General features: G+C 70.7%; 12 protein-coding genes. 1 reads left to right on the forward strand and 11 read right to left on the reverse strand.

Features of this window, described 5'->3' with window-relative positions:
* Positions 1 to 119: 119 nt before the first annotated feature.
* From ACZ5PB_RS30835 to ACZ5PB_RS30885, 11 genes are all read right to left on the reverse strand, one after another.
* Entirely contained in the window at positions 120 to 899 is a 780-nt protein-coding gene (locus tag ACZ5PB_RS30835; protein WP_384356582.1) for an HAD-IIA family hydrolase, read from the reverse strand.
* 90 nt (positions 900 to 989) lie between these two features.
* Positions 990 to 2498 carry an alkaline phosphatase family protein gene (locus ACZ5PB_RS30840; protein WP_468695677.1) on the reverse strand — a complete coding sequence of 503 codons (1509 nt, stop codon included), beginning with the start codon at positions 2496 to 2498 and terminating at the stop codon, positions 990 to 992.
* Positions 2499 to 2560: 62 nt separating this feature from the next.
* Complete coding sequence (locus ACZ5PB_RS30845) at positions 2561 to 4129, reverse strand: alkaline phosphatase family protein (RefSeq protein WP_468695679.1); 1569 nt, start codon at positions 4127 to 4129, stop codon at positions 2561 to 2563.
* Between the two features lie 395 nt (positions 4130 to 4524).
* Positions 4525 to 5595, reverse strand: coding sequence for a 2-aminoethylphosphonate ABC transporter substrate-binding protein (locus ACZ5PB_RS30850; protein WP_468695680.1), 1071 nt, complete (start codon positions 5593 to 5595; stop codon positions 4525 to 4527).
* A gap of 26 nt (positions 5596 to 5621) precedes the next feature.
* Complete coding sequence (locus tag ACZ5PB_RS30855; protein WP_468695682.1) at positions 5622 to 6419, reverse strand: ABC transporter permease; 798 nt, start codon at positions 6417 to 6419, stop codon at positions 5622 to 5624.
* Entirely contained in the window at positions 6406 to 7281 is an 876-nt protein-coding gene (locus ACZ5PB_RS30860) for a 2-aminoethylphosphonate ABC transporter permease subunit (RefSeq protein WP_468695683.1), read from the reverse strand. Before ACZ5PB_RS30860 ends, ACZ5PB_RS30855 begins: the two co-directional genes overlap by 14 nt.
* The gene (locus ACZ5PB_RS30865; RefSeq protein WP_468695684.1) at positions 7274 to 8365 is read right to left on the reverse strand and encodes an ABC transporter ATP-binding protein; all 1092 of its coding nucleotides are present in this window, start codon (positions 8363 to 8365) and stop codon (positions 7274 to 7276) included. Before ACZ5PB_RS30865 ends, ACZ5PB_RS30860 begins: the two co-directional genes overlap by 8 nt.
* Entirely contained in the window at positions 8362 to 9063 is a 702-nt protein-coding gene (locus tag ACZ5PB_RS30870; RefSeq protein WP_468695875.1) for a phosphonatase-like hydrolase, read from the reverse strand. The genes ACZ5PB_RS30865 and ACZ5PB_RS30870 overlap by 4 nt, the downstream gene beginning before the upstream one ends.
* Positions 9064 to 9179: 116 nt before the next feature.
* Positions 9180 to 10301 carry a TIGR03364 family FAD-dependent oxidoreductase gene (locus ACZ5PB_RS30875; RefSeq protein ID WP_468695685.1) on the reverse strand — a complete coding sequence of 374 codons (1122 nt, stop codon included), beginning with the start codon at positions 10299 to 10301 and terminating at the stop codon, positions 9180 to 9182.
* Between the two features lie 149 nt (positions 10302 to 10450).
* A complete protein-coding gene (locus ACZ5PB_RS30880) occupies positions 10451 to 11215 on the reverse strand; it encodes a GntR family transcriptional regulator (RefSeq protein ID WP_468695686.1) in 765 nt (254 codons plus the stop codon).
* A 115-nt stretch (positions 11216 to 11330) separates the two neighbouring features.
* Positions 11331 to 12185, reverse strand: a complete 855-nt coding sequence (locus tag ACZ5PB_RS30885) for a hypothetical protein (protein ID WP_468695687.1) — start codon at positions 12183 to 12185, stop codon at positions 11331 to 11333.
* A gap of 248 nt (positions 12186 to 12433) precedes the next feature.
* Between ACZ5PB_RS30885 and ACZ5PB_RS30890 the strand changes: the two genes are divergently transcribed.
* A complete protein-coding gene (locus ACZ5PB_RS30890; protein ID WP_468695688.1) occupies positions 12434 to 13540 on the forward strand; it encodes a Gfo/Idh/MocA family oxidoreductase in 1107 nt (368 codons plus the stop codon).
* Positions 13541 to 13715: the final 175 nt, after the last annotated feature.

A 13715-nucleotide genomic window follows, 5' to 3' on the forward strand; every position in this document is an offset into this window, starting at 1 on the left:
GTTCCGCGCCGAAAGATCCTTGTAATGGCGCGGGAGGGTTTTTTTTTTTTGTGGGGGGGGGGGGGGGGCGGGGGACCACACCCTGTTCCGCCCCCCCGCGTCGCTCTTGGCTGGATCCGCTAGATCCGCTCGACCAGGTCCGCGATGGAGTCCACCACCGACGAGGGCCGGAACGGGTACCGGTCGATGTCGTCCTTGCCGGTCAGCCCGGTGAGCACCAGGAACGTCTCCATCCCCGCCTCCAGGCCCGCCAGCACGTCGGTGTCCATCCGGTCGCCGATCATCGCGCTGGACTCGGAGTGCGCGCCGATGGCGTTCAGCCCGGTCCGCATCATCAGCGGGTTCGGCTTGCCCGCGAAGTACGGGTCCTTGCCGGTCGCCTTGGTGATCAGTGCGGCCACCGCGCCGGTCGCGGGCAGCGGGCCCTCCGCCGAGGGGCCCGTCTCGTCGGGGTTGGTGCAGATGAAGCGGGCGCCGCCGTTGATCAGCCGGATCGCCTTGGTGAGGGCCTCGAAGCTGTACGTACGGGTCTCGCCGAGCACCACGTAGTCCGGCTGGTGGTCGGTGAGGACGTACCCGATGTCGTGCAGCGCGGTCGTCAGACCGGCCTCGCCGATGACGTACGCGGTGCCGCCGGGCCGCTGGTCGTCCAGGAACTGGGCGGTGGCCAGCGCGGAGGTCCAGATGTTCTCGACCGGCACGTCCAGACCCATCCGCGCGAGCCGCGCGTGCAGGTCACGGGCGGTGTAGATGGAGTTGTTGGTCAGTACCAGGAAAGGCTTGCCGGTGTCCCGGAGCTTCCTGATGAAGGCGTCGGCGCCGGGGATCGGAACGCCCTCGTGGATGAGGACGCCGTCCATGTCGGTGAGCCAGGATTCGATCGGCTTGCGCTCTGCCATCTGACGGAACTCCTCGTACGCGATCAAAACGAGCTAAGGGGGCGCGCACGACCTTGTGCACGCCCCCAGACTAGTCAATTGCCCGCCCCGTCAGCCTGCGCTGATCGAGACCCCGTCGACGGTCCAGTACCAGTTGTTGCCGCCGGTGTACCGGAAGTGCACCTGGACGGTGGTCGCCCCCGCCGGGACCTTGAGCCGGAGGCTCTCCACCCGGGAGGAGGTGTCGGCCGTGTACGTCTTCACGACGGTCGGCGCCCCGCCCCCGTACGACACCAGCACCTCGCCCTTCTGGGGCGCCTCCTGCCGGTAGTACGTGGTGTAGGTGAGGGTGGCCGCGCCGCCCGCCGGTACCGCGAAGGGCGGGCTGATCAGCGTCGAGTCGAACGTCCCGGTGAACGACTTGTCGGTCCACTCGTCGCCGTCGGCGACCGCGAAGACGTCACGCGCCCGGATGTTCAGCTCGCGCCGCTGGCTCTTCTCGGCCTTGGTCCAGAACTCGTCCGTGGTGAAGGACCAGCCGCGCCACTCGGTGACCCCGCCGGTGCCCATCCTGGAGTTGTCGATCTTCCAGCCGGCCGGCGGCGTGTGCGTGAAGCCGAGCACCTCCGCCCCCACCCCGCCCTCGTCGACCGCCTTCTGGAGCTTGCCGCGCAGCGAGTCGAAGGTGTCGGGCACGTGCTTCTGCACGGCGCGTCCGTCCAGGCCCCAGGCGGGGTCGACGGCGACACCCAGGTGGTGGAGCGCGGAGACCGCGATGTCGGGCATCTTCACGTCGTACCGTGTCGTCCCGGCGGGCAGCCCGGCCCCGCTCGCGATCATGAAGGTCTGCCGCTCGTCCCAGCTGTCGCCGCCGTGGCCGCCCGCGGCGGTGTGTCCGTGATCGGCGGTGATCATGATGAGCCAGTCCTCGTTCCCATACGACGCACGGGACTTGACGGCCGCGACGATCTGGCCGACCTGGGTGTCGGCCGCGTGCAGCGCGTCCAGGTACTGCTGGCTGGCGTTGCCGTGCTCGTGTCCGGCGTGGTCGACGTTGTCGAGGTGGACGAAGACGGCGTCGACGTCCGTCTTGACTCTGGCCACCGCCCGGGAGGTCGTCCCGGCGTCGTACTCGGCGCCCGGTGTCGAGACCCGCTCGTCGACCTTGGCGGAGAAGATGATCTCGGTGACCGGGTTCCAGGAGGCCACCGCGTACGTCTTCAGGGCGGGCTTCGCGGCCTCGATACGGGTCATGAAGTCCGGGTACTGGGCGAGGTTGTGCCCGGTGAACTCGTTGTTGACCACCTTGTGCTTGTCCGGCCAGACACCCGTGATGAGGGTGGACCAGCCGGGCCCGGAGGAGGTCGGCGCCATCGGGTTGGTGTAGATGCTGCTGGGCGCGGTGACGCCGGACGCCATCAGTGCGTCCAGGTTCGGCGCGTCGGCGTCCTTGATCCGGCGGATCATCGCTCCGTCGAGCCCGATGACGAGCACCTTGGGGGTCTTCGCCGCGCGGGGTGCGGCGGCGGCCTGCGCGACCGGGGCGAGGGGGCCGGCGACGGCGGCGACGGCGGCGGCCGCGCCGAGGATCGCGGCGCGCCGGGAAATGCCTGATGCCATGTCAATCTCCTGTAAGAGCAGACGTGTGGAACGTGGGGGGAAGGGGGATCACGGACGGGACATCAGCCGACGTGCACGTCGTCCACGGCCCAGTACCAGCTGTTGCGGGCATCCCGCAGCCGGAACTTGACCCGGACCGTGCGGGCCCCGTCCGGCACCGCGACGGTGAGCTTCTCGGCCGCGTTCCTGGCGTCGGCCGCGTAGCTCTTGACCAGCTGGTCGGCGGCTCCGTCGAAGGACACCAGTACGTCGCCGCGCTGAGTGCCGTCCTGACGGTAGTGGCTGAAGTACGTCAGCGTGGCGGACGACTTGCGGGCAACCCGGTACGCGGGCGAGACCAGCGTCGAGTCGAACTCGTACTCCTTGGACGGGCTGCCCTTGTCGTCCCACTCGTCGGGGTCGGCGACCGCGATCACCCCGCGCCCCCGGGTGAACGCCTCCCGCTCCTGACCGCGCTCCGCCCGCGTCCAGAACTCGTCGGTGGTCAGCGACCACCCACGCCACTCCTCGACTCCCCCACTGGCCGGCATCCGCGTGTTGTCGATGCTCCAGCCGCCCGCCGGGGTGTGCGTGAAGCCGAGCACCTCCTGCGGTACGCCGCTCTCGTCGACGGCGGGCCTCAGCAGCGGGTACGAGGCGTCGAACCCGTCCGCGAAGGGCCGCTGGAGGGGCCGTCCGTCCAGGCCCCACGCGGGGTCCGGGGTGATGCCCAGCGCGTGGAAGACGGTGGCGACGCCGTCCACGTGCCGCGCGTTGACCGGCTTCTTCCCCACCGGGATGCCCGGCCCCTGGGCCAGGGTGAAGACCCGCCGCTCCTCGATGGAGGACCCGCCGTGGCCGCCCGCGTCCGCGTGCCCGTGGTCGGTGGTCAGGATGACCGTCCAGCGCTCGCGGCCGTACGTCCTGCGCCCCTTGATCGCGGCGATCATCCGGCCCACGTACCCGTCCATCACCTCGATCTGCTCCAGGTACTTCGGGCTCATGGCACCCGAGTTGTGCCCGACGATGTCGCTCTGACCGAAGTAGACGAAACAGACGTCCGGGTTCTGGTCGCGCAGGATGCTCTCGGTGGCGGCGGCGATGGTCGCGTCGTGCTGCACGTACCCGTCGGCGTCCCCGTCGAGCGCGATCTTGGCACTTGCCCCCGCGGTGACGGTGCCCTGGGCGTCCAGCGGCATCCAGTCGACGGCCGCGAAGGTCGACAGCTCGGGCCTGACCTGCCGCAACCGGGCCAGGAGGCCGGGGTACCTGTCGTAGGCCTTCCCCTTGAAGCTGTTGTCGACCACTCCGTGCTTGTCCGGCCAGACGCCGGTGGACACGGTGGACCAGCCGGGCCCCGATGAGGTCTGCGCGGTCGGCGGGGCGTACAGCAGGCTCGTCGCGAACGTGCCCCGCGCCATCAGCGACTTGAAGACGGGGGCCTTCGCCGCGTGGATCCGGTCGTGCCGCAGCCCGTCCATGCCGACGAAGAGCACCTTGTTTCTGCTGGTGCCGTCGGGCAGCCCCGGCACGGCGAGCGGCACCTGAGCCGCCTGGGCGGCCCCCGTCGACACACCTCCCGCCACGGCGACGGCCGCGGCGGCGGTGGCTGTTCCTGCGAGCACGGTACGGCGTGACATACCTCGGGGCATGGCGATCCTCCAACGGGAACGGGCTGTTGAGATCGAGGCAGAACGGGATGTGCGGGACCAACGAGGTGCCGAACCCAGAAGTCTGGGACCAGACCCGTTACCTTGACGTGATATCGACGACTGGTCCAGACCCTCGCAGCCAACCTTGGCCGAATGGTTACCGACAGAAGTCCACCCGGCTTCACACCGCGAACTTCCGGGGGCCGCCGCACCCCCACAACACCCTGAAGACAGGCCAGTTGGGAACCAGAATCCACTCGCCGCAGCCGCTGGCGTGCGATGGCCCCCACGCCGCCAGCCGGTCGGCCTGCTTGGAGGAGGGGCGGTTCGACTCATGTCCGGCCGATGCCGCCGCCTCCGCCTCCCCCCTCCCCCGTCACCGCCCCCACCGGCTCTCAGCTGCCCGTGGCCGTCTTCCAGGCGTCCACGTAGTCCTTCAGGTTCTTGTCGATGTCCGCCCAGTCCGGTTCGAAGATCTCGACGCCGTCGATGACCTTCATCAGCTCGATGGCGTTGGCGTCGGTCGGTTTGATGTCCGTGCGGGCGGGGAAGCCGCCGCCGACCGGGCTGACGTCCTTCTGGGCGCCCTCGGTGAGCATGAAGTCGAGGAGCTTCTTGCCGTTCTCGGTGTGCGGGGCCTTGTTGACCAGGCCGGCCGCGTACGGGAGGGCGAAGGTGGTGGGCTTTCCGCCGGACTTGGCGGGGAACCAGATGTCCAGGTTGGGGGCGGACTTGGACTGGGCGAAGTTCATCTGTACGTCGCCGTTGGCCACCAGGATCTCGCCCTTGTCGACCTTGGGGGCCAGCTTGGAGGTGGAGGAGGACGGGCCGACGTTGTTGGCCTGGAGCTTCTTCAGGTAGGCCATGGCGGGCTCTTTGCCGCCGAAGTCGTGCATGGCCTTGATGACGACCGCCGTGCCGTCGCCCGCGACACCCGGGGTGGAGTACTGGAGCTTGCCCTTGTACTTGGCGTCCAGGAGGTCCTCCCAGGTCTTGGGGGTGTCGCCGGGGAGTTCCTTCTTGTTCTTGATGAAGCCGAAGTAGTTGTTGACGACCGAGGTCCAGGTGCCGTCGGCGGCCTTGTCCGCGCCGTTGACCTTGTCGGAGCCGGCCGGCTCGTACTTCTGGAGCAGCCCCTTGGATCCGGCCTGCTGGATGAAGGGGGGCAGCGTGACGATGACGTCGGCCTGGGTGTTGGACTTCTCGCGGACGGCGCGCTGCACCATCTCGCCGGACCCGCCCTCCACGTACTTGACCTTGATGCCGGTCTTCTTCTCGAAGTCCTTGAAGACCTTGTCGTACCAGCCGTCGCCCTTCTCGCCCTTGAGGCCGTCGGCGCTGTAGACGGTGACGGTCTTCTCGTCGGAGGAGGCGGCCGAGGAGCCGCCGCAGGCGGAGAGGGTGGCGACGAGGGCGAGGCTGCCGGTGACGGCGGCGATCGGCTTGAGCAGGTGGCGGTTGCGCATGGCGATTCGTGTCTCCTGGGGAGAGGTCAGCGGTAGGTGGCTTTGGTGCGGATGCGGGAGACCGCGAGGAGGACCAGCAGGGTGGTGCCCATGAGGACCACCGCGACGGCCGATCCGGTGAAGAGGGACCCTCGGTCGGTGGCGGTGAAGATCTGCACCGGGAGCGGCATCCAGTCCGGCGGGTAGAGCATCATCGTGGCGCTCAGCTCGCCCATGGACAGGGCGAAGCAGAGACCGGCCGCCGCGTTCAGGGACGGCAGGAGCAGGGGAAGCTTCACCCGCAGCAGTACGTACGCGGGCCTGGCGCCCAGCGAGGCCGCGGCCTGCTCGTACATCGGGTCGAGTCGTACGATCGCGGCCGAGACCGACTGGTAGGCGAACGCGGTGACAAGAATGGTGTGCGCCAGGATGACGATCCAGCGGGTGCCGTTGAGGAGGAACGGCGGCTGGGAGAAGGCGACCAGGACGGCCAGGCCGACGACCACCGAGGGCACGGCGACCGGAAGCATGAACAGGGCGTCGAGCACCCGCCTGCCCCGCTTCTTCAGCGCCGCCGCGGCGAGCGCCGCCCAGCTGCCGAAGAACAGGGCCAGCACGCTGGCGGCGACCGCCGTCACCAGGCTGGTGGTCAGTGCCTGGAGCGATTCGCCCCGTACGGCGGCCCCGTAGTTCTCGGCGGTCGCACCCGACGGGAAGGCGCCCGACCAGTGGGTGGAGAACGACGCGGCGACGATGACCAGCATCGGCAGCGCGAAGAGCGGCAGGAAGAGGATCAGGAAGAGCGCCCAGGTGGCCCACTTCCCGGTGCGGCTATGCACCAACACGACGGCTCACCACCCGGTAGAGGCTGTAGAGCCCCACGGAGATCAGGACGTTGACGACGGCGACCACGCAGGCGGCGGTGTAGTCCGACTCCAGGATCGCCTTGCTGTAGACGAGCATCGGCAGCGTGGTGACGCCCTTGGCGCCGGTGAAGAGCACGATGCCGAACTCGTTGAGGCACATGACCAGGACGAGGGAGCCGCCTGCGGCGAGTGCGGGCAGCGACTCGGGCAGGATCACCTGCCGTACGATCCGGCCGGTCCTGGCACCCAGCGAGGACGCCACTTCCAGCTGTGCGGTGTCCAGTTGGGAGAACGCGGCGAGCAGCGGACGCATCACGAAGGGCGTGAAGTACGTGATCTCCGCGAGCAGTACGCCCCAGGGGGTGGTGAGGAAGTGGAAGGGCCCCTCGGCCGCCCCGGTGACGCCGGTCCACACCCCGTTCGCCATGCCGACCGTGCCGTAGATGAACAGCAGCGCGAGGGTGATGAGGAAGGAGGGGAAGGAGAGGAAGACGTCGATGAACTTGGCGACCGCCTTCCCGCCGGGGAAGGGCACGAAGGCGATGATCAGGGCGAGCAGCAAGCCGAGGGCCAGACAGCCGACGGTGGCACCGACCGCGAGCAGCACGGTCGTGGTGAGCGCCTCGCGGAAGGCCTCCGAGGCGAAGACATCGGCGTACGGCTCGGTGGAGACCACCCCGGCGTCGGTGGTGAAAGACTGCTGCACCACGAGCGCGAGCGGGTAGAGGAAGACCAGCCCGAGGACGGCGACGGGCGGCAGCGCCCACACCCAACGGGGCACCCCGCGCGGCGACTTGGCGCCAGGCTGGGCGAGCGGCGGACTCAGCGTGGCGCTAGCCATCGAGGGCTCCCGCCGGGACCTTGGCGGCCGGGGAGCCGCCGACGTCCGCCCCCAGCAGCACCGCGTCCTCGGGTGCGAAGTGCAGGGTGACCTCGCTGCCCAGTGCGGGCGTCTCGCGCAGTTCCCGTACGTCGGCCTTGACGCGGTGGCCCGCCACGTCGACGTACAGCCGGTGGGTCGAGCCGCGCCACTGGACCTCGGAGATCTCCCCGCGCAGCGCATTGGGTCCGTCCTCGCCGATGCCCACGAGGTGCGGGCGGACGCACAGGGTGGCGGACGCGCCCGGTGCGACGCCGTCGGTGTTCACCTTGAGTACGGTCGAGCGCAGGGTGACCGAGCCCGAACCGACCTTCACGGGAAGGAGGTTGGCATTGCCGACGAAGGACGCGGTGAACTCGGTGCGCGGCCTGCGGTAGAGGTCCTGCGGGGTGCCGCAGTCCTGGAGGCGGGCCTTGTCCATGACGGCGATGCGGTCGGCGAGGGTGAGCGCCTCGACCTGGTCGTGGGTGACGTACAGGATGGAGACGTCCGGCAACTCGCGGTGCAGGCGCGCCAGTTCGGCGAGCATGCCGGAGCGGAGCTGGGCGTCGAGGGCGGACAGCGGCTCGTCGAGGAGCAGGACGTTCGGGCGGATGGCCAGGGCGCGGGCGATGGCGACGCGCTGCTGCTGGCCGCCGGAGAGTTCGCGGGGGTACCGGGCCGCGTAGGACGCCATCCCGGTCATCTCCAGGGCTTCGGTGACCCGGCCGGGGATCTCGGCCTTGGGCACCTTCTGCGCCTTCAGCCCGAAGGCGACGTTGTCCTCGACCCTGAGGTGCGGGAAGAGGGCGTACTGCTGGACGACCATGCCGATGCCGCGCCGGTGCGGCGGCAGTGCGGTGATGTCGCGGTCGCCGATGAACACCCGCCCGGCGGCCGGCTGGACGAAGCCCGCGACCGCGCGCAGGGCTGTGGTCTTGCCGGATCCGGAGGGGCCGAGGAGGGCCATGACCTCGCCGGGCTCGACGGTCAGGTCGAGCGAGTCCAGGACGGTGTTCTTACCGTAGGTGACGGTGACGCCGTCGAAGCGTATGCCGCTGCTCATCGGCCCAACTCTCCGAAGAGCGACGGCAGTTCGGACACCGACTCCAGTACGTGGGTGGCGCCGTGCGCGAGCAGGTCGGCCCGCCCGTGGGCGCCGGTCAGCACCCCGCCGACCAGAGAGGCCCCGGCGCGTACGCCGCTGAGCATGTCGTACGAGGTGTCGCCGAGCACCGCGACGTCCCTCACGCCCGCGACCGCGCCGGTGCGCAGGAACGCGGCGAGCACCATGTCCGGGTAGGGGCGGCCCCGGCCGCCCGCGTCCGCCGGGCAGAGGGTGAGCCCGACCAGGTCCTGCCAGCCGAGTGCGGCGAGGATGGCGTCCTGGGTGACCCGGGCGAAACCGGTGGTCAGGACGACGGTGCGGCCGTCGGCGGTGAGCTTCTCGATGGTGGCGCGGGCGCCCGGGATCTCGGCGATCCTGCCGCCGTCGACCAGCTCCCCGTACGCCTCCTCGAAGGCGGTGTTGGCGCGCCGGGCGAGTTCCTCGTCGCCGAAGAGGTGCCGGAAGACGGAGATCTTGGACTCGCCCATGGTCCTGCGGACGTAGTCCAGCTTGCTGTCGAAGTCGGCGGACCCGGGCCGCACGCCGAGGTGTTCGGCGGCGGCGGCGAAGGCCTGCTCGACGAGGCCGCCGTCGGCGACGGTGGTGCCGGCCATGTCGAGGACGACGAGCCCGATGCGGTTGGTGTCGCTGCTCATGGCCGTGTCGCTGCTCGTGGCCGTGTCGCCGTTCATGGCCGTGTCGCCGTTCATGGCCGTGTCGCCGTTCATGGCCGTGTCGCTGCTCGTGTTCGCGTTGCTGCTCATGTCCGTGCTCACCAGCCCAATTCGTTCGCGGTCTTCTCGGCGATGGCCGGCGAGCAGGTCATCCCGCGTCCGCCGGGCCCGGTCACCAGCCATACGCCGGCGCGCACCTGCTCGCGGTGCACCACCCGGCTCTTGTCGGTGCACTGGGCGTACACCCCGGCCCAGCGCCGCCGGATCTTCGGAAGCGGACGCCCCAGGAAACTCTCCGCGACGGCCTGGACGTGCTCGTACGGCTCCTCCTCCACATCGAAGCGGAACGGGTGCTCGTACTCGTGGGTGTCGCCGATGGTCAGCCCGCCGTCCCGCCGCTGCACCATCAGGAGCTGCATCTTGTGGGCGGCGGCGGTGGGCGTCTGGTCCTGGCCCGCGTTGAGCGCGTCGAGTGCCTCGCCCGCGTACGCCGGGTAGTAGCGGAAGCTGTCGCCGTCGGCCACCGAGGTGGTGAGGGTCTCGCCGAGCGGCTCGGTCTGCATCATCTGGAGGCGCACCCGCCGCACCGGCAGGTCCCCGGCCAGCTCGCGGACGAGGCCGCCGAGCCACGCCCCCGTACACAGGACGACGTGATCGGCGCGGTGCACGACCCCGTGGTCGTCGCGTACGGCACCCTCACCGACCACCTCGCGGACCTCGCGCCCGCCGATGAACGTGTACCGCCCGGACGCCAACAACACACTCTTCAGGTCGAGTTGCGCGGTCCGTGGCTCGACGGCCGCGTCCCGCTCGCAGTACAGCGCGCCGAGGAAGTCGCCGCGCAGGGCGGGGTTGATCCCCCTGGCCTCGTCGGCGGTCAGCAGCTTGTAGCCGCGCGCTGCGGCGTCATCCCGCCCCAACACACCCTCAGCAACGCCGAGTTCGAGCTCGGTACGGACCGGGGTCAGCGAGCCGTTGGCCCGGAAGCCAAGCTCGGGGACCCGGGCGCCGATGCCCTCCCACAGCTCGCGGGCCCGCAGCGCGGTGTCCAGCTCCTCGCCGCCGGCCCGGCCACTGACCCAGATCTGGCCGAAGTTGCGCAGACTCGCTCCGCGCGCCTCGCTCTCGCGCTCGATCTGTACGACCTCGTGGCCGCGTTCCACTGCGTGCCAGGCGTGCATGGTTCCCACCACGCCGGCTCCCACCACTATGACTCTCACGACGGCAACGCTCCTGGGGGCGGATGGCCGAACCGGATCCACCCGGCAACGGCACGGTGAACAGCCACCCAAGCCTGGCTCAGACCCGTTATGTTCCCGTTACCAACGCGGGTCGCGCTGCCTGCACGTAGACCCGCCGGGTGTCGGCGCTACGTATTCAGCTGCGTCGTAAAGCTGAACCGGTCCCCCCGGAACAGCATCCGCACCCGCTCCAGCGGCCGCCCCGCCATGTCCCGCGACCACCGGTGCATCAGCAGCATGGGCAGCGCGGGCGGCGTCCCGATGAGCAGGGCCTCGCGCGGGGTGGCGAGCACGGTCTCGATCCGCTCCCCGGCCCGCCCGAGCGCGATCCCGCAGTCCTCGCGGAGGTACGCGTAGAAGGAGGAGTCCGGCCGGAACTCGACGTCCAAGCGCGGCACCCGCTCCACGGCGACGTAGCAACTCTCCAGACCCACCCGCTCGTTGTCGGCGAGCAGCACCCGCTCCAGGTGCCAGACGGGGTCGCCGGGCGCCACCCCGATCTCGGGCGCGAGCCGCTCGGGGCACGCGAAGCGCTCAAGACCGATGAGGTTGCGCCCCGGCCGCCTGCCCTGCCGGCGTACTCCTTCTGTATAACTGGCCAACGCCAGGGGCTGTTCCAGCTTGGGCCCGGCGGCGACGGTCCCCCGCCCCTGCCGCCGCACCCGCCCCTCCAGGAGCAGTTCGCGCAGGGCCTGGCGGACGGTGTCCCTGGCGACCTCGTAGCGCAGGGCGAGGTCGCGCTCGGTGGGCAGCGGCTGCCCCTCCGCCAACTCCCGTACGAGATCCGAGATATGGGCCTTCACGGCGTAGTACTTGGGGATGCGTCCGTGCTCCGGGATGCCGGACCGGACGGGCGCGCCGGGGTCCTGGTGGTGCGTGTTCGGGTAGTCCACGCAAGGGATCGTCGCAGATGGCGGCGGGCGGGGGCCGGGCGCGGAGCGGTTCGCGCCCGCCACCGCGCCCGGTCTGTCCGGAACACGGCGGTGCCGCGCCGCCGTTCACGCGCGGTCAGCGCTTCGGCGCCGTACCCATCCGTCGAGAACCCACCACGAGGGCGCCGCCGCCGAGGAGGAGGACGAAGGAGGTGCCCCCAAGTCCGAGCAGGGGCCCCGGACCGGACTGCGCGAGCTCGGCGCGACTCCCGGCGCCCTCGGAGTAGTCGCCGCCTCCGTCATTTCCGTCGCCACTCCCTCCCCACCCGTCCACTCCTCCACCGGTGGCGAGGTCGGGATCGACGGCGAACCGGTAGTCCCCGGACTCGCCGACCCACTCCCCGTCGTGCCCCTTGCGCTGCACGACAGCAGTGTTGGCGACGACGGTGTTGCGCCGCGCGCCCTCGGTGAAGCCGAGGCTGACCTTCACCGACAGGGTGCTGTCCGCGCCGACGGTGAACCCGGGCAGCCCTTCGCCGAAGACGCCGATGAGCTCGTCCTGGTCGGTACGGAGGAAGGGGACGGCGTGCCAGACACCGGTACCGGCGTCCTGGTACTCGGCCCGGACGTGCTCGGGCCGGAGCTTGCGCCCGCTGTCGACGAGGACGAGCACGGGGTGGATGTCGTGGCAGGCGGCGGCGGTGGCGTTGGCGAGATCGACGTACCACTCGGCACTGTCGCCGCCGGGCTGGTAGGTGCGGGGCCCGCCGTGGACGCGGGTGCCGAGCGGAAAGTCGGGACTGTGCGGATCGCCGCAGGAGGGCTGCTGCTGATCGGCGGGAGCTTCCCGGGAAGGGTGCGCGACGGCCACCTGGCTGGACGCACGCCCGGCGACGGGAAACTCCGGGGGGACGACGACGGCCCCGACAGCCGGCCCCGGCGCGAGGGCCGCGACGGTAACTGCCAGCACAAGTGCACGGCGCAGTCGCATGGGTGGGCCTCTCCGGAGCGCAGGGAACGAACAGAGCACGAACAGGCCCGGCACCCTCCCCGTGAGCCATGGTCCGCGACCCTGCCACGCGGACCCGGGGGGATGACGGCGCCACGACGGCGTAGGGCCGAACACCGTACGAAATCCCCTCCATCAGCCCAGTTCCCGTCATTTCGGATGGGCCGCTCGCACGCGGGGGAACCGGTGTCTTTTTGCGCAAGCCGCCCCGCATTGTTTAAGTGGAAACCATGACGCCCACAGCTGCCCCGAGCACCACTTCCGCCGCACCCCTGAGGGTGGCCCTGATCGGCTACGGCCTGGCCGGATCCGTGTTCCACGCCCCGATGATCGCGGCCACCGAGGGCCTGGCCCTGGACACGATCGTCACGTCGAACGAGGAGCGCAGGGCGCAGGCCCTGGCCGAGTTCCCGGAGGTACGTTTCGCCGCCGGGGCGACGGAGCTGTGGGAGCGGGCCGCCGACCTGGACCTGGTCGTGATCGCCTCCCCCAACAAGACGCACGTGGCCCTGGCGAAGGCCGCGCTGGAAGCGGGGCTTCCGGTGGTGGTGGACAAGCCCCTGGCCGCCACGGCGGCGGAGGCCCGGGAGCTGGCGGCGCTCGCCGCCGACCGGGGCCTGCTGCTCTCGGTCTTCCAGAACCGCCGCTGGGACAACGACTTCCTCACTCTCCGCACGCTCCTGGAGGAGGGCGAGCTGGGCGACGTACAGCGCTTCGAGTCGCGTTTCGAGCGGTGGCGCCCGCAGCCGAAGGGCGGCTGGCGCGAGTCCGGCGACCCGGCGGAGATCGGCGGCCTCCTCTACGACCTGGGCAGCCACGTGGTGGACCAGGCGCTCACCCTCTTCGGCCCGGCGGCACAGGTGTACGCGGAGGCGGACGTACGCCGCCCGGGTACGCAGGCGGACGACGACACGTTCATCGCCCTCACCCACACGAACGGCGTGCGCTCGCACCTGTACGTCAGCGCGACGACGGCGCAGCTCGGCCCGCGCTTCCGGGTGCTCGGCTCCCGCGCCGGCTACGTGAAGTACGGCCTGGACCCCCAGGAGGCCGCACTCCGCGAGGGCAAGCGCCCGACCGGGGGCGAGCCGTGGGGCGAGGAACCCAAGGAGATGTGGGGCCACCTGGGCGCGGGCGAATCCCCCCTGACGGGCGGCGGAACACCGGTCCCGACGGCCCCGGGCGACTACCCGGCGTACTACGCGGCGATCGAGAACGCGCTGCGCGAGAACGAGGAACCCCCGGTCACGGCGCTCCAGGCGGCAGCGACGCTGGCGGTCCTGGAAGCCGCCCGCCAATCCGCGACGACGGGCACGACGGTCACGCTGCGGACGTGACCGGGGCGGTGCTCCCCGCGCACCGGTGCTGGGGGCGCGGGGGGAGCATCGCCGGGTGGCGGGGGGAACTCCGCTGGGGGACGGGGAGCATCGCTGGGGGGACGCGGGGAACTCCGCTGGGGGCGCGGGGAACTGCACGAGCAACCCCCCACGGCTCGCAGGCAAACCCCCTCGG

The organism is Streptomyces sp. NPDC032721 (assembly GCF_055579625.1).